Source organism: Pseudomonas japonica, from assembly GCF_013522925.1.
Lineage (GTDB): Bacteria > Pseudomonadota > Gammaproteobacteria > Pseudomonadales > Pseudomonadaceae > Aquipseudomonas > Aquipseudomonas japonica_A.
In genome coordinates, this window is sequence record NZ_JAAMQU010000007.1 from 243,123 (window position 1) to 265,164 (window position 22,042).

The 22,042-nt window shown below is 61.1% G+C and carries 18 protein-coding genes, 1 tRNA gene and 1 pseudogene; 9 read left to right on the plus strand and 11 right to left on the minus strand.

The window, feature by feature from the left end; translation table 11 throughout:
- Window positions 1-20: 20 nt before the first annotated feature.
- Window positions 21-1,259 (minus strand): serine hydrolase domain-containing protein, encoded by a 1,239-nt coding sequence (locus tag G7016_RS13630; RefSeq protein ID WP_181115048.1) that lies wholly within the window; start codon window positions 1,257-1,259, stop codon window positions 21-23.
- A 125-nt stretch (window positions 1,260-1,384) separates the two neighbouring features.
- Here G7016_RS13630 and G7016_RS13635 point away from each other — a divergent pair, with 125 nt between their 5' ends.
- Window positions 1,385-1,987 carry a TetR/AcrR family transcriptional regulator gene (locus G7016_RS13635; RefSeq protein WP_181115050.1) on the plus strand — a complete coding sequence of 201 codons (603 nt, stop codon included), beginning with the start codon at window positions 1,385-1,387 and terminating at the stop codon, window positions 1,985-1,987.
- Between the two features lie 170 nt (window positions 1,988-2,157).
- Window positions 2,158-2,331, plus strand: a complete 174-nt coding sequence (gene arfA, locus G7016_RS13640; RefSeq protein ID WP_181115052.1) for an alternative ribosome rescue factor ArfA — start codon at window positions 2,158-2,160, stop codon at window positions 2,329-2,331.
- A gap of 26 nt (window positions 2,332-2,357) precedes the next feature.
- On the opposite strand, the gene G7016_RS13645 is transcribed toward arfA, so the two are convergent.
- Window positions 2,358-2,909, minus strand: coding sequence for an ATP-dependent Clp protease proteolytic subunit (locus G7016_RS13645; protein ID WP_181115053.1), 552 nt, complete (start codon window positions 2,907-2,909; stop codon window positions 2,358-2,360).
- A 332-nt stretch (window positions 2,910-3,241) separates the two neighbouring features.
- On the opposite strand from G7016_RS13645, the gene G7016_RS13650 reads away from it, so the two are divergent.
- Together G7016_RS13650 and G7016_RS13655 are read left to right on the plus strand one after the other, a co-directional pair.
- Window positions 3,242-3,847, plus strand: coding sequence for a hypothetical protein (locus G7016_RS13650; RefSeq protein WP_181115055.1), 606 nt, complete (start codon window positions 3,242-3,244; stop codon window positions 3,845-3,847).
- 182 nt (window positions 3,848-4,029) lie between these two features.
- Window positions 4,030-6,282 (plus strand): TonB-dependent siderophore receptor, encoded by a 2,253-nt coding sequence (locus tag G7016_RS13655; RefSeq protein ID WP_258195190.1) that lies wholly within the window; start codon window positions 4,030-4,032, stop codon window positions 6,280-6,282.
- A gap of 65 nt (window positions 6,283-6,347) precedes the next feature.
- On the opposite strand, the gene G7016_RS13660 is transcribed toward G7016_RS13655, so the two are convergent.
- The 4 genes from G7016_RS13660 to G7016_RS13675 form a co-directional block, all read right to left on the minus strand.
- Window positions 6,348-6,833 (minus strand): GNAT family N-acetyltransferase, encoded by a 486-nt coding sequence (locus G7016_RS13660; RefSeq protein WP_181115057.1) that lies wholly within the window; start codon window positions 6,831-6,833, stop codon window positions 6,348-6,350.
- A gap of 234 nt (window positions 6,834-7,067) precedes the next feature.
- Window positions 7,068-7,583: a type II toxin-antitoxin system YhaV family toxin gene (locus G7016_RS13665; RefSeq protein WP_181115059.1), complete on the minus strand. Its 516-nt coding sequence runs from the start codon at window positions 7,581-7,583 to the stop codon at window positions 7,068-7,070.
- 3 nt (window positions 7,584-7,586) lie between these two features.
- Window positions 7,587-7,787, minus strand: a complete 201-nt coding sequence (locus G7016_RS13670) for a hypothetical protein (RefSeq protein ID WP_181115061.1) — start codon at window positions 7,785-7,787, stop codon at window positions 7,587-7,589.
- 266 nt (window positions 7,788-8,053) lie between these two features.
- Window positions 8,054-8,130: transfer RNA gene (locus G7016_RS13675), tRNA-Val, on the minus strand.
- 131 nt (window positions 8,131-8,261) lie between these two features.
- Between G7016_RS13675 and G7016_RS13680 the strand changes: the two genes are divergently transcribed.
- Complete coding sequence (locus G7016_RS13680) at window positions 8,262-9,938, plus strand: methyl-accepting chemotaxis protein (protein WP_308812169.1); 1,677 nt, start codon at window positions 8,262-8,264, stop codon at window positions 9,936-9,938.
- Between the two features lie 47 nt (window positions 9,939-9,985).
- On the opposite strand, the gene G7016_RS13685 is transcribed toward G7016_RS13680, so the two are convergent.
- From G7016_RS13685 to G7016_RS13700, 4 genes and pseudogenes are all read right to left on the minus strand, one after another.
- Window positions 9,986-10,981 carry an asparaginase gene (locus G7016_RS13685; protein WP_181115064.1) on the minus strand — a complete coding sequence of 332 codons (996 nt, stop codon included), beginning with the start codon at window positions 10,979-10,981 and terminating at the stop codon, window positions 9,986-9,988.
- The gene (locus G7016_RS13690) at window positions 10,978-12,159 is read right to left on the minus strand and encodes a hypothetical protein (protein WP_181115066.1); all 1,182 of its coding nucleotides are present in this window, start codon (window positions 12,157-12,159) and stop codon (window positions 10,978-10,980) included. The genes G7016_RS13685 and G7016_RS13690 overlap by 4 nt, the downstream gene beginning before the upstream one ends.
- Before the next feature lie 11 nt (window positions 12,160-12,170).
- Window positions 12,171-13,069: pseudogene (locus G7016_RS13695) on the minus strand (nitrilase family protein).
- A gap of 116 nt (window positions 13,070-13,185) precedes the next feature.
- Entirely contained in the window at window positions 13,186-15,081 is a 1,896-nt protein-coding gene (locus G7016_RS13700) for a flavin monoamine oxidase family protein (RefSeq protein ID WP_181115068.1), read from the minus strand.
- A gap of 295 nt (window positions 15,082-15,376) precedes the next feature.
- On the opposite strand from G7016_RS13700, the gene G7016_RS13705 reads away from it, so the two are divergent.
- The 3 genes from G7016_RS13705 (at window position 15,377) to G7016_RS13715 (ending at window position 18,000) form a co-directional block, all read left to right on the plus strand.
- Window positions 15,377-16,096: a hypothetical protein gene (locus tag G7016_RS13705; RefSeq protein WP_181115070.1), complete on the plus strand. Its 720-nt coding sequence runs from the start codon at window positions 15,377-15,379 to the stop codon at window positions 16,094-16,096.
- Window positions 16,097-16,178: 82 nt separating this feature from the next.
- Window positions 16,179-17,075, plus strand: a complete 897-nt coding sequence (locus G7016_RS13710; protein WP_181115072.1) for an alpha/beta hydrolase — start codon at window positions 16,179-16,181, stop codon at window positions 17,073-17,075.
- A gap of 43 nt (window positions 17,076-17,118) precedes the next feature.
- A complete protein-coding gene (locus G7016_RS13715) occupies window positions 17,119-18,000 on the plus strand; it encodes a formate/nitrite transporter family protein (RefSeq protein ID WP_258195180.1) in 882 nt (293 codons plus the stop codon).
- Here G7016_RS13715 and G7016_RS13720 read toward each other — a convergent pair whose 3' ends face one another.
- Entirely contained in the window at window positions 18,001-19,113 is a 1,113-nt protein-coding gene (locus tag G7016_RS13720) for an MBL fold metallo-hydrolase (RefSeq protein WP_181115074.1), read from the minus strand.
- A 264-nt stretch (window positions 19,114-19,377) separates the two neighbouring features.
- Between G7016_RS13720 and G7016_RS13725 the strand changes: the two genes are divergently transcribed.
- Complete coding sequence (locus G7016_RS13725; RefSeq protein WP_181115076.1) at window positions 19,378-21,969, plus strand: bifunctional diguanylate cyclase/phosphodiesterase; 2,592 nt, start codon at window positions 19,378-19,380, stop codon at window positions 21,967-21,969.
- The last annotated feature ends 73 nt before the right edge of the window (window positions 21,970-22,042 follow it).

Sequence of the window (22,042 nt, forward strand, 5' to 3'; positions counted from 1 at the left end):
ACGCCGGCGCGCCGGCTACGTCAAAGGGCTACAGCCAATGCTCTGATCAGGCGCAGCGTATCGATGTCCAGTACGCTTTCGGCCACGGGCAACGACGACTGCTTCACGATCACTACCTGGCGCTGGAAGTCGACATACAGGTACTGCCCATGAATGCCCACGGCCAGCAATGCCTCGCCGGGGTACACGTACCACTGGCTGCGGTACGTCGCGCCGGGGCTCCAGGAGGAAAACACCTCGTTGCTCGCATATACAGCGGGGTCGCCGCCTGCCAGCACCGAGTCAATCACCGCTGCGGGTAGCAACTGCCTGCCGTTGGCGGCGCCTCGCTTGAGCAACATCGACCCATACCGCGCCATGTCGCGCAAAGTAGCGTTGAACCCTGCTCCGGCGACATTTCGCCCCCAGGGGTCGGCCACGAAAAAGCCGTCGCGCTCACAGCCAAGCCCCTGCCACGTATCCGCCAGCTGCTGCGCACAGCTGCGACCGCTTGCGCGTTCCATCACCCAGGCCAAGGCTTCGGTAGTGGCCGTCACGTAGTGGAAGAAGCCACCGTGTTCGCCCTTCTTGCGCGTGGCGGGAAGGTATTCATAGAGCGAGGCGTAGGTCGCCGTCACCTGCGCGGGTGGCAGGGTAAGCCCGCAGGCGTAGCCGAACTGCGAGCTACCCGAAGTAGGGTCGTCGTAGATTTCCTCGTAGTCGATGGCAACCGCCATGTCGAGCAACTGCCGTACCGTGGCATCACCGAAGGCGCTGCCTGCCAGCTCTCCCACATAGTCAGCAGCCAAGGCCTGCTCATTGAGCTCGCCCGAATGCACCATCCCCTGCGCCAGCATGCCCACCAGGGACTTGGTCACCGAAAACATGATGTGCCGCTTGAGTGGCTGGTGACCGTTGAAGTAGCGCTCCTGAACCACCGCGCCGTCTTTCATCACCAGCCAACCGTCTGTGGCACTCGCTTGCAGGTGCGCGGCAAGGCTCACGGCCTCCCCGTGAGCGCCAAGGAATTCGAAGCTTTCGAGGTGCGGCGTGCTGGCATCCAACGGGGCGGGAACACCTGTGCCCCGCTCCACGCTGATGGTTGGCCGCAGGCGCCCCAGGTTGTGGAACGCCCAACGGTTATAGGGCGGGCGCATGAAATTGCCCCACGTGACCAGGTCCGCCGGCGCGGGCGGAAAGCCTTGCATCAAGGAAAGGTGTGGCTCGCTGCCAGCGGCGGCATAGGCGCCGCGCAAGGCCTGGTTGAGATCAGAAGTCATGAAAGCTTCTCTGGGTTGGCGTGCATACTTTTTATCGTCATAAAACTTTATAGTCAAATAAAAAGTTTGATCGAGCTATCACTTGTTTTAGAATCGCCACTCGGCCACCAGCAGAGCCAATGGGAATGAGTGGGTTACGGGAACGACAGAAGGAACAACGCCGGCAGGCCATCCTTGCCGCCGCGCTGGCACTGTTCGAGGATCAAGGCTTCGCTGCCACCACCGTGGAACAGATAGCCACCCGCACGGGGGTTTCTACCCCCACCGTGTTCAATTACTTCGGGAGCAAGCAGGAGATCCTGCTGGCCGTGGTGGAGCAGGCCAACCAGGTGGCGGTAAGCGATGCCCGGTTGAGCCTGCCGGACTTCGATAACGCGGTGGACGCCATGTGCCATCTCGAGGCCTTGATCGTGCGACACGAACTCAAGGTCCTTCCTCCCACCATCTGGCGCGAGTTGTTGCCCCTTGGGCTATTGGCCGCCCGCCCGGAAACCGTATTGCCACTGAACGCGAGGCTGGTGGAAGAAATAGGCCGGCTGCTGCGTGATTTGCAGGCCCGCCAGTTGCTCAACGCTCGGCTCGATGCAGACTATCTGGCGTGGTTTCTCAATGACTACAGCACCCTGCTGTTCATGCGCCTGGTTCAGGAGGACACCCCTGACCTCACAGCCCATGCCAAACGTGTAAGGCAGATGACGCAGATGCTGTTTGACGGGCTCGCTCCCTAGGCTCGCAAGCTCGGCGGCTGGCGTACCCCCGCTGGCCCGCGTTACTCGGTGATGATCGGCATCGGCCGGAATGATGGCCGATGCTTCCGGTATCTTGCTAAAATCGACTCCGCCAAGGGCCCTACCCAGCCCTTACCACCGCGTATCAGCAACCGCCAGGAGAATGCCCGATGGCAACCCCCAAGAAACGGCCCAACAAGGCCAAGAGCATTGTTGCCCAACCACTGTTCAGGTCCAGGCAAGAACGCCCAGGCAAAGGAAAAGGCAGTTATAAAAGAAACGGCTCCCCTCAGTGGGAGCCGTCTTCGTTTCCGGGGTTGGTAAATATCACCGAAGCAGCCTGAAGGCTTCGCTTGCAGGCCGATGCCAGTCAGCCGTGCACGCTATAGCACACAGCGTCCGCCGGCATGGGCAGTTCGTCGACGGCGTGGACCACGCCCGCACCCAAGGCTTCCTCGGCATTGAGAATGCGGGGAGCGGCGATCAGGCAGCTCGAAACATCAAGCGGAACGCTGGCGCCATAGGTGCGCTCGTCAACGATGCGTGAATAAAGCTCGAGGTCATAATCCAGGCTCATGGCGTACTCGGACATCCGCGCATGGTCCACCGAGCCGTGCAGGTTCCAGTGGAACGGGTGGAACAGGAACTTGCTGTGCTTGCAGGCCGTGCGCCGCTCGCCTGCGAGAAAAATGATATTGCCCATGGATTCCACCGTGCCCAGGTTATGGGTGTGCACAGGGATGGGTAATGCGATGAGGAAGTTGTACAGCGAAAAGCCATAGCTGCACTCGCCGCCCATGGTTGCGATCTTGATCACGATGTCGGAAGCGCCTTTCTGCACCGCCAGCGAACACTTCTCGATCAACTCTCCTGTGGAGGTGGAATTGATCGATGAAGTGAAATGCACAATGTGTGTGGTCATGGGTGACTGCTCTCCATGCGGCAAAGTAAAGCGAACTGATCATGCCCGTACGTCTTGGGCGACAGCCCTTGGCCTGCCGCGTAGGCTGGGCCTCGGCCGCAGGTTGAGGGGGCGATGTAACGGCACATACCCTCAAGGGACCGGCGGCGGCTATAAATGTGGAACCAGCCAGCGACCGGCCAGTTCAAGAGGGCCCGTGCCGCAGGACGAACGGCCCAAAATAACAGCACGCTGATTATTGGAGCACGATGGGCTTTTGGTGACTTGAAATAGTCCGTCGCGGGTGGCGAAGTTATAGGAGAATTGCCCGCCTGAATCCTTCGGAGGCTGTAATGTCCCTACCCCGCTCCCTCGCCTGGTCCCTCGGCCTGATTGCGCTTTGTGCCCTCAACGCCCCCGCCTGGTCGGCCCAGCAAGGCTCGAAAGCCGCCACCGCGCCGTCTGCTGCCAGCGCTGCAACCTCCATCTCCCTTCTGGCGGGCAAGCTGCGTTTCAGCCTGCCGTCGGGCTATGAAAGCGCCGCGTTGCCTCCGGGGGACGCCAGCAACGGAACGGCCGGGGCTGAGGGCACGCTCTACATGAACGAAGCGCAAAAACGCATCGTGGTGGTGACGGAGATGCCGCTTCAGAACGCCCTTGATGCCAGCAAAGCGGAGAACGATGCTTTTCTGGCCAGTGCCAGCCAAGGTTTCATTAGCCGACAAGCCCAGGGCCTGCCCGACTTCCATCAGACCGGCGACAAGCGGGTGAGCCTGAACGGCCTCGCCGCCCAGCAGATCGACGCCACGGCCACGATTGGCGGCGGTAAAACCCTTACCACCTACTTCATGGCGGGTGCTGGGCCACGCATGGCGATCGTGCAGGTCATTTCAAGAGAAGCGGACCGCGCAGGGCATGACGCGGTGCTGCAGCGCATCACCTCAGGTGCTGCTCGCTGACGCGGGCGCCCTGGTACCAAAAACGTTACCAGAGCGTACAAATCGACACTCGCTGTAAAATATGTAAATAAGATTTAACTCCGAATACGAGTAATTATCATCACCGCCCAGACGGCGCTGTAGAGCGCCCGGGCGCGCCGACGCACTCGGCGATATCAGTATTCGGGAACCCCATCGTGCTTCTGCTTCCACCCAAGCGCCCTGTCGCTTTGGCTGTTATCGCAGCCTCTTTCTCCACTGCCGTGATTGCCGCGGACGCCACTAATCCATCACCTGCTACCCCATCACCTGCGCAATCCGCGCCTGCTGTGATGCTGGACGAAACCCTCGTTACCGCCGAGCAGGAACTGAAGCAAGCACCAGGTGTGTCGGTGATTACCGCCGAGGACATCCGCAAAGCACCGCCGGTCAATGACCTTTCCGACATCATCCGCAAAATGCCAGGCGTCAACCTGACAGGTAACAGTGCCAGCGGCGTGCGCGGCAATAATCGCCAGATCGACATTCGAGGCATGGGCCCGGAGAACACGCTGATCCTGGTGGACGGCCTGCCGGTCACGTCTCGCAACTCGATTCGTTATGGCCGGACAGGCGACCGGGATACCCGTGGCGATACCAACTGGGTGCCCGCGGAACAGGTAGAACGTATCGAAGTGATCCGCGGCCCTGCCGCCGCCCGCTACGGCAATGGCGCCGCAGGCGGTGTGGTCAACATCATTACCCGCCAGCCTACGAAGGAAACCCACGGGACCTTCACGGTGTATACCGACATTCCCAAAGACAGCGACGAAGGCGCGACCAAGCGCGCAAACTTCGGGTTGAGCGGGCCGCTTACAGAAAACCTCACGTACCGCGTGTACGGCAACATGAGCAAGACGGACCGCGACAGCAGCGACATCAACAAAGGCCACGAGGCCGACGGGGAAGCCGCGGCCGCAGGTGCCGAAGGCGTTCGCAATGCTGACTTCAACGGCCGCCTGAGCTGGAAACTGGACAACCGACAAAGCCTCGATTTCGACGCCGGCTTCAGCCGCCAGGGCAACATTTACGCCGGCGACACCCAGTACAACTACGACTTGCAAACCAACCCCAAGGCTTCCAGTGCAAGCCCTTGGGTTGGCCGGGAAACCAACAAGCTGTACAGGCAGAATTTCGCGGTCACCCATAACGGTGACTGGGACTTCGGCACCAGCAAGTTCTTCCTTCAATACGAACATACTCGTAACCGCCGCCTCGACGAGGGCCTCACCGGGGGCGTGGAAGGCACGATCGATTCGACCGACTTCTCCACCAGCGACCTGAAGAGCTACCTGGCGCATGGCGAATTCAACCTGCCGCTCGCCACGCGCGTGGACCAGACGCTGACGGTGGGCGGCGAGTGGAACCGCCAGGAGCTGGACGACCCCGCCTCCACCAGCCAAGCGATGTCTTCGGGCAGCTACTGGAGCGGTTCCACCGCTGCGGATTCCATTGCAGGGGTCGCATCCGGCACCCGCAGCAGCGCAACAGGGGCAACCATTGGTTCGCTGTTCACCGAAGACAACATCGAACCCTGGGAGGGAACCGTGCTCACCCCCGGGTTGCGCATGGACCAGCACAGCGAATTTGGCGTGAACTGGTCGCCCAGCTTCAACCTGTCCCAGCGCCTTAACGATGACTTCACCATAAAGGCCGGCATTGCCCGGGCGTTCAAGGCACCCAACCTCTATCAGCTGAACCCCAATTACCTCTTGCTGAGTTCGGGCAACGGTTGCCCCATAGGCAGTACCGGCAGTTGCTACATCCTGGGCAATGCCGATTTGAAGGCCGAGACCAGCGTAAACAAGGAACTGGGGATCGAGTTCAAGCGGGACGGTTACATCGCGGGGCTGACGTTCTTCCGCAATGACTACCGGAACAAAGTGGTAGCAGGCACCGACGTGGTCGGCTACTCCTCCGGAGGCAACATGATCCTAAAATGGGAAAATGCCAAAAAGGCGGTGACCCAAGGCCTGGAAGCCAACCTCACGGTGCCGATGTCGGACAGCGTGACCTGGACCACCAACGCCACCTATATGCTGGAAAACAAGGACCTGGATACCGGCAACGTGCTGTCGATGATCCCGCGCTATACGGTTAACTCGATGCTGGACTGGCAGGCAACCGAGAAGCTGTCGACACAACTGAGCGTGACCAGCTTCGGTCGCCAGAAGCCGCCCACCAGTGGCACCACCAAGGTAGACGCCGCCGGCGTAGTCACGGACGAAGTGGGCGCTTACAGCCTGGTGAACGTCAACCTCAGCTACCAGCTCACCAAGAACGTGCGGTTGGGCGGCGGCGTGAACAACCTGCTGGACAAGAAGCTGTACCGCGAAGGGAACTCCAACTCCGCAGGTGCGGCCACTTACAACCAACATGGCCAGGCGGTATACGCCAGTGTGACCACATCATTCTGAGAAGTTGATGCAAGCCGGAAGCGATGGTGCCCGCGGGGCCTGGCGTTCGCTTCCGGCGGTTTGCTTTAATCGCGCCCCAGGGCAAACTTCTCCAACCCTTCCCCTTCCAGCCGATAACGTACCCACTCTTCGTGGGCCTTGGCGCCGATGGAGGTGTAGAAGTCGATCGCCGGCTGGTTCCAGTCCAGCACGCTCCAGTCCATGCGGCCGCAGCCGGTGTCATGGGCGATCTTCGCCAGGTGGCGCAGCAGCGCTTTGCCTGCCCCGATACCACGGTGCTGTGGCGACACGAACAGGTCTTCCAGGTACAGGCCCTTGCGGCCCTGCCAGGTGGAATAACTGAGGAAATACACGGCAAAGCCCACCGGCTGGCCATCCACTTCGCAGATCAAAGCCTTCGCGGGCGAGGGCTCGTCGAACAGGCTGCGCTCAATGTCAGCCAGCTTCGCCTGGACCTCGTGTTCGGCGTTTTCGTAGATCGCAAGCTCGGTGATGTACCCGAGGATCACAGCGGCATCGCTTCGTGTGGCATCACGAATATGAAGGGTCACGGCAAAACATCCTTAAGCAATAGACGGTACCCAAGGATACTGGCTCAGGCCGCTTCGGCTATCACGACATTTCGCAGGCGACAGGGAAACAAAAAAGGGCGGCGTTTCACGGCGACCCTTTGAGATCGACTTTATGTGCTTCACATGACGAAGGATAAGCTGCCCTCACTAGGAGAAACACTTCAACCGTCGGCATCTTGATCGCCGGAAGCCGCAAGGACGGCTTCCCTGGAATCACGGCAACTGATCTTCTGCTTCCAGTTTTTGCGAGCAAGCTTCATATGGCGTGGACTGTGCGAGTAGATCATTGAAGCTGCTGGCCACTTTTTGACTACGCAGCAAAGAGGCAAATGCAGCATAGGCATCTCGTTTATCACCCTCTTTCCGAGGGGTACTATCATCATTCAGCCATGCGTAGATGATTGCCTGCGGGCCATACGCTCGAAACTGAAAGAACAGTCGATAGCGCGGTGCCATTCCCTGCTTTTTTACTCTGAACCAGTGCCTGTTCGTTCTTCCAAGTGTGTTTCCTTGGCGATACGCAGGACTAGTAGGATCGGCAGGCACCTTGATCAAAATATTCTCGGCGACGGCGTCCAACAGCTTGTAGGAAGGGTGTTGATGAAACCTTTGGGGCTCCTTCACCGCTGCCCGCTCAACGTCCGACGTCAACGCTTCCAGTCGTCGAATGAAAAACGGGTGAGCATACAATGCCCACCCGTTCACTCTGTTCAGAATCTCTTGCGCCACACGTCAACCCTCCAGAGGGTCGCGGCGACGGTTATCGTCTGCCTGTTGCCGCAAAGCTCGAATACGTGCGACCAGCCCTGTAGGAACGGGCTGGATGCTTTGCGGCAGACTGCGAATATCATGATCAAGCAGGTCGAGGAACTCGGCCTCGAACTGAGCCTCCGCCTTTTTCTTGGCGAAGGACACCACAGTGTTCTTTGACATGGTGCTTCCCTATCAGCGGTGCTTCTCAGCCGACTAGCCAGGTCTATTAGTTAGACACGGGTGCCTAATGGGCGTTGAGCTGAATTATGTGCACCTAGCACCGAAGGGGCAATCGCTCTGCTCGCCAGTAGCGTATCAGGATATGACCAAACAGCTGAGCTGTACCAATTGCAGAAAAGCAGAGTGCGCCATCGCCGAAAAGCAAACAAAAAAGGGCGACCCTTTCGGATCGCCCTTCATGTGCCCCGATAACCGGAGCTGGAAGCTGGTAGGCACAATTGGACTCGAACCAACGACCCCCACCATGTCAAGGTGGTGCTCTAACCAACTGAGCTATGTGCCTGCTGTGGCGCGGCATTCTACGGATATTGAAGCGGCTGTCAACCCGCAAAAGCCAGCTGGCGATCGCTGTCATAAAGCCATCATCTTGGGCTGTTACAAGGCGTAGTCTTTTTGCGCTCAAGGCCGCACGCCGTGTTCAGATTCCGTCGTAACTTCACTGCTCCACGTCGCCTGTTTCTCCGCAAGGTCAGTATCGGGCTGCGCCTGTTTGGCGGCTTTGCCGTCTGCGCGCTGTTGTTAGCCAGCCTGGGGGTGTTTTGCCTGAGTGAAATTCACGCCATCCGCGCCCAGGCCGAGCTTATAGAACGGGGGCCGTTATCGAGCATCGCCCAGGCAGACGCCATCGCCCTGGACCTCGGCAAGCTTCGCACCGAAGCGGCGTTACTGCTCAGTTCGGCCAACGACCCGGGCGAGATGGTCAATCGGCGTATCGCGGTGGAGCAGCTCTCTACCTCCCTGGAACCCGCTATCAGCGATTACCTGGATAGCCTGCACGTCGGTGCCGAGCGCGATTCGGTGCTATTGCTGCGTGACGCTTATGTGCCCTTCCTCGCCACAGTGAAGGACGCGATTGCGCTTATCGACCAAGGGCAAGCGGCGACAGGCGTCAGCAAAGCCAACGAGGCGTTGAGCCTTCAAGGTGGCCTGATGGACATGCAGGTGCAGCTGCTGCGGGAACTCAACAAGCAAACGTCCGCCGAAGCGGTGCTGCAGGCGGCGAAGCAAGCCGAACGCAGCGCGTTGATCGTGCCGGTGGCCACGGCAGCGGCGTTGCTGCTGATGCTGTTGCTGGCCTGGCGGCTCACGGTGAGTATCACCACCCCGCTAAGCCAGGCCGTTCAGGTTGCCCGGGGTGTGGCAGCGGGTGACCTGCGAGTGTCAGCAGCAGCTGGCGCCGTGCAGGGCAACGACGAACCTGCTCAGCTGCTAGCGACCCTGGGGCATATGCGGGAACAGTTGCACGAGCTGCTCAGCCAGCTCGGCCAGAGCGTGGACCGTCTCAACAGCGCGGCGCGGGATATGGGCGAAGTAATGCAAGGCAGCGCAAGCGACTTGCAGCTGCAATACACCGAGATCGAACAGGCCGCCACGGCTGTTAACCAGATGAGCAGTGCCGTGGAAGCGGTGGCGGCGAACGCGTTGTCCACGTCGGACGCTTCCCGCGACTCGGCGACCGCAGCGCACCAGGGGCAAGCTCAGCTGGACGCTGCAATGGGTGACATCGATCAACTTGCGGGGCAAGTGGAAAGCGCGGCCACCCAGGCAAGGCAGCTTGCCAGCCAGACGCAGAGCATTCATAAGGTACTGGACGTGATTCGAAACGTGGCAGAGCAGACCAACCTGCTGGCCCTCAACGCGGCCATCGAGGCGGCCCGCGCGGGCGAAGTAGGCCGAGGCTTTGCGGTGGTCGCCGATGAAGTGCGCGGGTTGGCCCACCGTACTGGCGCCTCTACCCGGGAAATCGAACAGATGATGGGCGAAATTCGCGCAGGTACCGAGCTGGCTGTGAAGGCGTTGAGCGACAGCGCCACCCAGGCCGGCCGCACTCGCGCCCGCGCGCAAACAGCCCGCAATACCTTGGGCACCATCTACGAATCGGTGGCGGGTATCGACAGCCGCAACCAGTTCATCGCCAGCGCCGCCGCGCAGCAGGCGCAGGTATCGCGCGACGTCGACAACACGCTGTCGAAGATACGCGACCTGTCGCTGCAAACCGCCAGCGGCGCCACCGACACCCGTGCTGCCACTGAAGCCCTGGGGCGGCTGGCCAGTGAGCTGAAACAAATGATGGGAAGTTTTTCGCTGTAAGCGCCATTCCTGCAGCACTTCACTGTGGAATGGCGCTCGACAGTTTCTCAAACCGCCAGCGTACCCGCAGCAAGGCGAGCCGGCAGGCTTTCGCCGGCCCCTGCCCCGACCAGGGACCATAACAACAAGCGGCATTTGCGCGGGCACAACTCGCCGGCCATATGAATGCCGTGCCGTTGCAGGTCGATCTCCCCACCGGCGAACCCATAGGTATGGAACGCCGTGGTGCCAGCACCGGTGCGGCTGGCGACGATAACCGGCATGTGCCGCGCCGCCAGCGCCAGTGTGGATACCCACCCGGCCGGCACATGCCCGGCGCCAAAGCCTGCGATCACCACACCGGCGTAACCTGCGCGCAAGGCGCCTTGCAGCAGCTCCGGCCCCTCTCCCAACGTGGCTTCGATCAAGGCGACGCGTTGATCGAAGCGCTGCACCACCAGCGGCTCGGGCAATGGCGCAGGCGGGAGGCGATAGCGGACCCGCCCTTCGATCACATGGCCGATCGGCCCGGTGTTGGGCGACGCAAACGCCTCCAGTGCCAGCGCGTTGACCTTGCGCACGTCCCCCGCCTGGTGCACCTGCCGGTTCATCACCACCAGCGCGCCGCGGCCGATGCTGGCGGGGTCGAGCGCTACGCGGGCGGCGTCCAACAGGTTGGCCGGGCCATCAGCGCCCACGTCATCCGCGCCGCGCATGGCACCGGTCAGCACCAGCGGAACGGGCTCGGCCCATTGCAGGCCGAGCAGGTACGCCGTTTCCTCCAGATTGTCGGTACCCTGGCTGAGCACTATCCCTGCGGCACCGGCGCCAACCTGCTGACGAGCCCAGGCCAGCGCCGCCTGAACCTGCTCGAAATCCAGCGAAGGGCTGGACACCAGGCACAGCGTGTGAGCCTGCACCTGGGCCAGGCTGGCCAGTGCGGGCAAGCGTTCGGCCCAAGCCTGGGCACCTACCGCTGGCACTATCCCCTCCCCGCTCTCACGGGCCGCCATGCTCAACGTGCCGCCCAAGGCCCCGAGCGCGAGGCGTGGCAAGCTACTCATGAATTCACCAGCCAGCCCACCAGGGGCACTAGGGACACAACACCGATGGCCATGCTTAGTACATTCCCGACATAAGGATGCACATGCGCTGGCAGGCGACCGCTGATTGCCACAGCCAGGGGTGGCATCAATAGCGCGCCCAGGAGCGCGCTCAGGGCAATCACCGCAGGCGCAGCGCCGAGCACAAGGATGCAAGCCGGGACAAGCGATACCAGGGGGATATAGGTGGGATACCAGCCCCGCTCTGCCCATTGGTGGCGCCATATCCATACCCCAGCCGCTGATGCCAAGGCCTGGCCCAGCACGAGTTGAGGCAGCCAGCCTGCACCGTAGAAAGGGCTGGCCGGGTTGAGCCACCAAGCCAGCAGTGCCCCGCCAATCAGGCCAGCGCTCGCCCATTCATTTCCGTAAAAAGGTGCTTCGGAAAAGTCCGCGAGCACGCGTCGCACACCCCAGCGCAGCCCCTGCCGTTGTGGTTCACGTAGCTGCGGGGCAGCAGCTGGCGTGGCAGGTGCCGATACCAGTACCGGCCACCGCCGGCACAGTTCGAACGCCACCAGGCTTGCCACGGCCATGCCCGCCACGTTACCCACTACTACCGGCAAGCCGAGCGGCACACACACGTAGGCCACCAGCAGCAGGCTGGCCGGCGTAACCAGCCACGCGCCCATCAAGGCGCCGCTGAGTGCCACGCGCCAGCCTGCGCCGTGCAGCAACACAATGGCCGCCGGCAGGGAAACGAAGGCAACGAACGTGGGCTGCCACACGCCTTCATTCAGCGCCCAGCCCCAGGTCAGGTTGCCCAACAGTAGCCCCAGCGTGGAACTGAGCAGCACCCAGGGCCAGCAGCCACTGCCATACGCGATCGGGAAGCCCTGCCAGCGATTTCCCCTCTGCCCCATCCACCAGGCGAGAAAGCCACCCGCTACCAGGCCCAGCGACGCGAACTCGTGTTTATAGAAGGTAACCTCGCTCATATCCCCAAGCACCCAGCGCCACCTGGCCTCTGGTTGGTCGAGATGAGCCATCATTTGCGCGTAACCCGGCCAAGCCATAGTCGCGCCGGCCGTGTCCAGCAGGGCCAAGCCTGCCAGTACGCTAAGCGCCGAAGCAGTGATCAGGGCGACCATGAATAGAGAAATGCCGAAAGTCCCGATTTTCCTATCAGAAACGTGCATGACCACCCTCCTCAGCGCGGCATCATCGGGTGGTGCCGGTAGCCCAGCATCGGATCGTAAAGGTCGGTACGCCGGTCCCGTGGCAAGTCGTTCAAGCTGTTCCAGATCGGAGCGCTGCGGGCGGATACGAGGTCGATGTCGGCGTACAGGATCGTCTCCTCTTGCGCACCGGCCACTCGCCCAAGGGGCCATCCGTTGGTGCCTGCAATCAGCGAACATCCAAGGAAACGATCTCCCCGGTCGCAACCAACGCGGTTAGCCGCCGCAATGAATACGTTGTTAGCGTGCGCCGCAGTCATGGTGAGGTAGCTGGCCATGCATTTGCCGGCTTCATCAACAACGGCGGCGGCGTCCACACCCAGTTGTTCAGGCTGCAAATGATGTCGGCGCCCTGTAAGGCCAACAGCCGGGGCACTTCTGGAAACCAGACGTCCCAGCAGATCATCAGGCCGATTCGGCCGATGGCCGTTTCGAATACCGGGAAGCCCAGTTCCCCCGGTCGGAACCAAAGCTTTTCAGCATTCCAGAGGTGCGCCTTGCGGTATTTACCTATGTACCCCTCGGGGCCGACAAGCACTGCCGTGTCGTAAAGCCGGGCACCCTCACGTTCTGCCACCCCAGCGGCCAGATAAACGCGGTGCTTGCTCGCGAAGGCCTCCCAGCTCTGCACGGTCGGCCCCTCGGGCACCGGCTCGGCGAGGGCATAGGCCTCGGTTCGGCCACGGAAGGCATAGCCTGTATTGCAAAGCTCGGGTAGCACGATCAGGTTCGCACCGTTCGCTACTGCGTTTTCGGCGAGCGCCAAGCCTTGAGCCAGGTTGGAAGGGCCGTTGTCGACCCCGCATTGGGGGTCGAACTGCACTACCGCGACGCGTACGGGACTGATGGCAGGGACAGAAGGCGGGTTCATGAGAGGAACTCTTATTCGAATGGATGGATCACCATTTGATACGCATCCAGAAGGATTTGAAACCCGCCGGTTTCTGAAGGGCTTGTGCGAAATGTCTGGGAAGAAGTGCGCTCCCTTTAATCCTGGGGTTCGTAGTACCGGGGATACCTTTCTAAGGAGAAGCCCCCCTCAAAAGCGGCACCGGTATTACTGGCCAAATGAATCACTGCATCAACAGCCCCGCGAAGCGCAGGCTCGGTCCAACCGGCATCCGCGCTATAGCCCTCCCCTGCGAAATAAAGATGTGCTTTGCCAGAATGGTTGCGGTTGAAGGCCATTAGCCGTATGACATCGCCATAGGTTCCGGGGCGGTACAGTCTTGCGCACCCATGTGAACTAGGATCGTTCAGCCATCGCTGCACGCGCGCTTTGGATACATCCACATAGGGGGACACTGGTTTTCCGATGTTTGTACACCTAATAAGGATTCGGTCCAGCTCGGCTAAACATCGCTCGACCAGATCCACATCACTGAATGCCATCAGCTTATTAGCGTCGTCTTCCCATGTGTAGCTAAGCAGCAGACAATCGGTTTCATACCCAGGCCCGTACTGGTAGGCGTAAACATCATGAATAAAGCTGTCCGTCACCATGATCTGCGGAATGGCCTGCCCCTCTGTCAAGAAGGATTTGTCGAGCGGCAAATACACTTTACAACTGCTTTCCCAATGCGCTTGCTTACAAGCGTCGATGAATTCGAACGGAAGAACGTCGGCGTCGAAACCTTCCACCCGCACCTGCGTTTCCAAAACCCAGGACGGAATGGTTACAACGACTTCGTCGAACTCTAGTGAGGTGCTACCGTCCGGCATCTCCATTGCCACCTCGACCGAGCCTTGGAGCTGGCGACGGATGCCGGTTACGCTTGTACACATATAAAGGCCGTCGGGCCTGGTTTTGAGATGCTGGTAAAGCGATTCGTTTTTTTCAGGAATGGGTAGGTACATCATGGCGTCATCTAGCGCCGCTATACCCAGCCATGCTGGAGGATCAAAAGCCATTCCTCGCGAGTCGGCTGGATGTACTGAATCAGGTGGAGCAGGTAGCGGGTGTTCACTTGAATCCACGCGGCCATGTACCAACTGAAGATTGCTGCTGAACCCAAAAATCGCCGTACGGATCGGGTACAGACAACACACGTCGTAGAAAGCCCCCCAGCTACCGTCTCCGATGCCGATTGAATAGAAGATTCTGGACTCTTCTCGACTCATGCCTAAACCACCAAAATCAGCCGGGATAGTCCCCTTTTCAGGCGTCGGATCAAGTAACACCAGTTCACGAAAAGAAAGGGAAGCGTAACGATCAACCATTGCTGCCCAAAAGCTTTCCCACTTCGAAGTACCGAAGTACCGAGCAACGACGTTGCAGATCCGCTTGGCAAAGCGAAGCCACTTTTCATGGACCCTATACAAGGTATCCGTAGGCGGCGGTACATCTCCCGTCGGGTTGTCCCAGAGCAGCATCTTCGGAACAGATCCCTCAAGGCAGCCATCACGCAGGTAGATTCCGGTCTGTGTTACCCATGGTGTCCCAGGGTTAGGGAAGTTTGAAGACTTCAGGTCAAAAAGACCGGCGTAATAAGCCATGAGCGATCGCCCGTCCTTCACCGGTTCACCAGTTAAATTAAAGAAGGGCATACGCATAGCCCCCATCTCGAATGGCGAGCCGCCGTCTTTATCAACGAGGGTCAAATGGCGTCCGCCCAAGCGGGTGGATTGTTCAATCAGGGTGACACGTTCGAACCCCATCCGAACCAACTCACGCGCAGCACAAAGTCCTGCTATTCCGCCGCCAATAATTGCTATGCGTCGCTGAAGGTCAGCAGCCGTCCCAATCCCCCCGGGCTGCTCCAATAACCTACGGTAGTCGAAACAAAGGTCTGGGGGATTTGGATAGCGGGCGGCCCAGGAGTCTGGCTCAGGCGCGTGCCCTCCAAGATGTGCGGGGTGATCGAAGCTTGAACCAATAGTCATGGATGCTCTCCTTGCAATCAGCGTGTCGTGAGCGCGTTTGTACGGCTTATTGGTCATGCGCAAACGGTATATAGGTACACCGTCTCGCTGATCATCTTTTCGCGAGCTTCACCAGGCTGATCGCCCCCAGCCGCTTCCCACGCGGGTAACTCCCTCTTAAATTCCTGGATCTTTCCCTGATCCGGTGTAGAGAGGAAAACTCCTGTAGGACATTTCCCAAACACCTCTGGCGCCCTGTCCCCTCCCCGGCGCCGATGGTAAAAAAACGTTCCTTTTCTTCAGCAGGCAGTGGCCCATGTTGTTACCGCAGGTCAGAGCGATCCTTGGCTTTCTCAATACATGCAGGGCTCATCGCCCCTACCCGCAACGGCCGTTCGTGGCCTTGCTCGAGCGCATCGCGAAAGGGTGCCTGCGGGCGGGCATCGCGATATTCCTGATCACTCTGGCCATCGCCGCATGGGCCTGGCTGGGGCAGCCGCTGGGCGGCGTGCTGCGGTTCATTGGCGTGTTCACCGGGCTGACCAGCATGGTGCTGATACTGTTGGCGTTGTGCTTCCCCATAGTGGCTGCGGCCGTATCGCTACGGTTCTGGCGTAGCGATACGCTGGTCCAGATGCTCAGCGACTTCGACATCCAGGCCAAATACGTTCAGACCTTGCTGGGCCACACCACCCCCCAACTGGAGCAGGCACAGCTGCTGCTGGCCCAGAAGATCGCCCGGCTCGAACGCCGTGCAGCCATCGTTGTCGGCGAAAAGGTAGCGGTGTTCACCCTCATCGCCACAGGCTTCGCCGCCCTGCAGGCGTTGGGCGGGTTCGACTTCATACGCGCGGCGCTGACCCAGGGGCTGACGCAGTCCCCGCTCATGCTCGGGCTCACGATCGTGTCGGCGCTACTGGTAGGGCTGGCGGCGGGAAGCCTTGCGCTGCGCCTGCTCACGGACCGCTATCGCTACGAACTGGAGCTGCTCGACCTTGCCTTGCAGGCCCGCACGGCCAGCGAAGCGCGCTCATGACGCCGCCCGCCTGGAGGGTGCAACCCAGGGCGTGTGGAACAGTCCTAACGCCAGCACCTTTGGCTTTTCAAGGCACAGGCATATGGCATCGACCCCTGCTGGAAAGCGCCGCCGCTGGCTGGCCCTCTCGTTCCTTGCCCTGTGCATCGCGGTAGGCACGCCCTACGGATGCTCACGCCTGGCCTACAAGGAGCGCGAGCTTATCTTCAACATCGAGCCCGGGCCGGCCAGCTGGTTCAGCGGCGTGCCCAAGGGCATGGTGGAGATGAACATCCCGGTAGCGGCCGACCTGGCAAGCGACCGCCAATACCTGCACGCGTGGTGGTGGCCGGCGGCAACGCCGGGTGCGCCCGCCGCGCTCTACCTGCACGGCACGCGCTGGAACCTCACCGCACAGCTGCGCCGCATCGGCCAGCTTCGGGAGATGGGTTTCTCGGTGCTCGCCATTGACTATCGCGGCTTCGGCGAAAGCCCCGGCACGCTGCCCTCCGAGCGCAGCGTGTATGAAGACGCTCAGGCCGCCTGGAGTCGCCTGGTGACCCTTCAGCCCGACCCGGGCAAACGCTTCATCTATGGCCATTCACTCGGCGGTGCAATCGCCGTGGAGCTGGCAGAGCGAATCGGCGAGGGGGAAGCGCCAGCGGCGTCAGGGCTGATCGTGGAATCCACCTTCACCAACATGGCGGACGCGGCGAAAGCGGTGATCGACACCTCGCTGCCGATTCGCTGGATCCTTTCGGAGAAATTCGATTCGGTCGACAAGATCGCCAACATCGGCATGCCGGTGCTGATCGTTCACGGCACCGACGACAAATATGTACCGGATCGCTTCAGCCAGGCCCTGTTCGCCGCCGCCGTGGCGCCCAAGCGCTTGCTGCTGGTTCCAGGCGGCACGCACAACAACAGCATGGGCGTAGGTAGCCGCGAATATGCACTGGCCGTGCGCGAGTTGTTCGGCGTAAGCGCGGCGCGCAACTAACGCAACGGGCGGCAGTCAGTAGCTCAACGCCCGGAGCGAACGAATGATGAACGAACCAGACCGCGACGAAATCGACCCAAACCACTCAGAGCATCACAAGAAAACCCCCGGCCTTTCGCAGGACGAAAAACAGGAAGTCGACGAAAGCACCCCGCCTCGCCCAGCGGTACTTCACGAGATCATCCGCAGCCAGGGCGACCACGAACTGGAGCGCAGCGTAGCGGCGCTGTTCTGGTCAGCGCTGGCGGCGGGGCTCACCATGGGCCTGTCGCTGATGGCCATGGGGCTGCTCAACGCGCGGCTTCCTGACGGCGACCCCAGCCATGTGATCGCCAGCTTCGGCTATTCGGCGGGGTTCCTGGCGGTGATCCTGGCGCGGCAACAATTGTTCACCGAGAACACCCTTACCGCCGTACTCCCGGTAATGACCCACCCTACCCTGGCCAATGCCGGGCGGCTGTTACGGCTGTGGGGGGTGGTACTGGGCGGCAACCTCATCGGCACCTTGCTGGTATCCTGGGTGATGCTACGGCTGCCGATTTTCGATGCAAGCACCGATGCGGCCTTTCTCGACATCGGCCGCAAGGTCATGGAAAACGCGCCCGGGCAGATGTTCTCCAAAGGGATCATCTCAGGCTGGATGATCGCCACTATGGTGTGGATGATCGCCGCGCTCGACAACGCGCGCATCTGGATCATCGTGATGATCACCTACCTCATGGCGCTCGGCGATTTCACCCACATCGTGGTAGGCGCCGCCGAGGTGTCGTACCTGGTGTGGGCGGGCGAACTGCCCTGGAGCGAGTTCTGGCTAGGCTTCGCCGGCCCGACCCTGGCCGGCAATATCATCGGTGGCAGCTTCATCTTCGCGTTGATCAGCCACGCCCAGATTCGCAGCGACGCCTCCAGCTCGCCAGGCAAGTGATCACGGGCGCTGGGCCGTTGCCGAGCTGGCTTCGGGCGAGCCCACCGGCTCGGCTTCACGCCACCATGGGGTGCCACGTTGAGGCCGGAGCATGTCGAGACGCTCGCCCAACCGTGGGGTCGCCAATGGCACCCCTGCAGCATCGGCCAGGCGAGTGATACGCTCGAAAGGCTCCTGCCACGGATGGATCGACAGGTCGAAGGTCCCGTTGTGAATCGGCACCATCCAGCGCCCCCCAACGTCCTGGCACGCCTTGAGGCTTTCTTCCGGCTGCATGTGCACGTTCGGCCAGGCGACGTTATAGGCACCGGTTTCCACCAGTGCCACATCGAACGGCCCATAGCGCTCACCGATCCGCTTGAAGCCATCGAAATAGCCTGAGTCGCCACTGAAGAACAGCCGCCATTGCGGGGCTATCACCACCCATGACGCCCACAGCGTCTGGTTGCTGTCGAACAGCCCGCGGCCGGAAAAATGCTGGGCCGGCGTGGCAGCGAAACGAACGCCCGCCACTTCGGTTTCTTCCCACCAGTCCAGCTGCCGCACCTTGGCCTTTGGCACGCCCCACTCCACCAGCGTGTCACCTACGCCCAAAGGCGCCAGAAACTGCTCGGTCGTGGCCGCCAACGCCATTACGCTGGCATGGTCCAGATGGTCGTAGTGGTTATGGGACAAGATCACCGCCTTGAGCGGCGGCAACTCGGCCAATGCGATCGGCGGTTCGTGGAAGCGTTTCGGCCCGGCCCACTGCACCGGCGAAGCCCGCTCGGAAAACACCGGGTCGGTGAGGAAAAAATCACCGTGGCTCTTGAACAGCAGGGTGGAGTGACCCAGGCGCCACAGGCTGTTGTCCGGCGCGTCCAGCAGTGCCTGGCGAGACAACGGCTGCACGGGCAGCGGCGCGCTTGGGCGGGTTTCGGGCGGCTTGCGCAACAGCAGGTACTTGAACCCGATCCGCACTTTTTTCCACACGCCATCCCGCGGGAGCACGGTCAGGTTCTGGTATCGGCCGTCCTCCCAGCGTGAGCGCGGCAAGGGGCTATCGTGTTCACTGGCATTCAAGGGAGGCAGGGCCATCAGTAATAGCGCTCCGGTCACAAGGATTGATTTCATTCGGCCTCCGGAAGGGGCTGGGCCAAGTTGGGCCGAGCATACAGACCCCGCCTGGCCAGCGCACCTATGCGGCCCGCAGCCCAAGCCACGCGGCCGGACAGTCGGTCGGTTTTACCGGGAACCTCTATGCGCAGCGCTGCGTCGAGATAACTACGAACCTTGCGCGCGCAGGCTCACCTCGCCTTCTGTAACAAATGAAGAACGGTCGCTCACATCGGCCAGCTGGTGAGCGCCCACGGCTCTGTAAAAGGAAACGGCCGAAAAATGGAAACCAACGCGTCCGTGGTCAGCCCTCAGCCTCAGTTCATGCGTACCCGGCGATTTTTGCTGATCGTGGGTGCGATCTTTGCCGTGATCTTTGCCGCTGCGTTGATAACCCTCTTTACCCTGGCCCGGCGGCTGGATGTCGCCGATGTGCAAGAGAGCCAATTCTTTACTGAAAAAGCCCTTGAATCGCGCCTTGCCACCAACATGGCCATGGTGCAGACCAATGCGATCTGGGACACCGCCTACGAACAACTCGCCGCCGGCCCACTGAACCGCGCCTGGGCATTCGATGAGCGCAACATGGGCAGCGCGCTGTACACCACCTCCGGTTATGAAGGGGTGTTCGTAATCGACCGGCGCGCCACGCGCTATGCGCTATACAAAGGCCAGCCGAGCGAAGCCCCGTTCGCCTCGTTCATTGATACACGCCAAGCCGACATCGTGGACGCCGCTCTGGATGCGGCGCCTCGCCGGGAAGGCATCAGCCGATATGTGCTACTCAATGGCTGGCCGGCATTACTGGTGGCCGCGGCGATCCAACCTGACAGCCCGAAGGCGGGCCTGGATTTGCGGCAGCTGCCTGTACTGGTGCTCGTTGACCAACTGACGCCTGAAAAGCTCGCCTTGCTGGGCGAAAGTTTCGGCCTGAAGAACCTGAGTGTCGATCGCCAACCCGGCAAGCGTGCCAGCATGCAACTGGACCACACCGGCTTCTACCTGACCTGGGCCCAGGCCGAAGCTGGACGAGAGCTGTTATGGAGTGTGCTGCCGGCGCTGTTGACCATTGGCGTCATCCTCACGCTGCTGCTGGCCTACTTCTTTTACTTCGCGATTCGCGCGTCCCGGCACATTGACGAGCACGTTCGAGGCCTGCGTGCCAGTCACCGGGCGCTGGCCGCCAGCGAGGAACGCTTCCGGGCGGTGGCCGAGGCCGCGTCAGATTGGATCTGGGAGGCCGACAGCCGGGGCCGGCTGACGTACTTGTCTGGCCGCTTCGCCGAGGTGACCGGCTACGGTGTAGAGGCCTGGATGGGCGTGCCAATCGACCAGTTACTCAGTTGCGAAACCACACCCATCGGGCCATGGCTCGCCTCCTTGCCTGAACATCCGCACAACCCGCCCAACCTGCGCTGTGCCTACCGGGACAACAATAACGACCGCCGCCATTGCCGCGTATCGGCGCGGCCGATCCTTGAAGGCGGCCAGGTGCTTGGCTTTCGCGGCACGGCCAACGACATCACGGAGGAAGTGGCCGCCCACGCGCAGATTCAGCACTTGTCCTTGCACGATGCGCTTACCGGGTTGCCCAACCGCAACCTGCTGGGGCGTTACCTTGAAGAGGCCCTGGCTACACGCAATGAGGGCCCTCCCCTGACCCTCTTGCTGATCGACCTGGACAATTTCAAGCCCATCAACGACAGCCTTGGGCACCCCGCCGGCGACGTGGTGCTACGGGAAATTGCCAAGCGGCTCAAGGCCTGTACCCGGGACCTGGACCTGGTGGCACGGCTGGGCGGGGATGAGTTTGTGCTGATCCTCTGTGGCCCGGAAAACCGCTTCGAGATCGACCGCTTCTGTCAGCGCCTGGTGGAAAGCCTTCAGCAACCTGTGGGTTATGGCGAGCACAGCCTGCACGTAGGGGCCAGCCTGGGTATCGCGCAAAGCCGCCTGCAGGGCTACGACAGCCAGGAGCTGATTCGCTGCGCCGACATCGCCCTCTACGAAGCCAAGGCCGAGGGCAAAAGCACCTGGCGTTACTATTCCGAGCAAATGAGCGAGCAGATCCAGCACCGCCGTCGTCTGGAAAGCGAGCTTCGCCTGGCGATACGCAACAAAGAGTTCGTACTGCATTATCAACCGCGCTATCAGGTCAACGGCCTGGCGATTGTTTCAGTAGAAGCCCTGGTGCGCTGGGACCATCCCATCGATGGGCTGATCGGCCCCGATACGTTCATTCCGCTGGCGGAGCAGTCCGAGCTGATCGTACCCTTGGGCCGTTGGGTGCTGCAGGAGGCCTGTGAAACGGCGTGCAAATGGCCACAGCCCTTGATCGTGTCGGTCAACCTGTCGCCAGCCCAGTTCGCCCGCAGCGATGTAGTCAAGGATGTCCGGGACACCTTGATCGCCACTGGCTTGCCGGCACAGCGGCTGGAGCTGGAAATCACCGAGAACGTAATGCTCACGGCCATCGATAATGCGCTGGCCACCATGACGGCCCTCAAGGAGTTGGGGGTGAAACTGAACATGGACGATTTCGGCACGGGCTATTCGTCACTGGGTTACCTGCGGGCTTATCCATTCGACAGCATCAAGATCGATCGCCGGTTCATTGCCGCGCTCAATGGCAGCAACGCGGCAGAAGGCGACCGCGCCGTGGTGCGCGCGATCATCAGCCTGGGCAAGGCCATGGGCATGACCGTAACCGCCGAGGGCGTGGAAACCGAGCAGCAGTTGGACGTACTGACGTCCGACAAATGCCATGAGGTGCAGGGTTATTTCCTCAGCCGCCCCATCGACAGGCAGGCCTTGGAAACGCTGCTTCAGCGGCAGAGCGAATCTGCCATGCCCGACCGTGCCACTGCCCGCTAAGTGCCATTGAACCGGCGCTGCTTACAAACCCTGGCGGCATGGTTACACTGAGCCATCGAACGTTTTTGAGCAG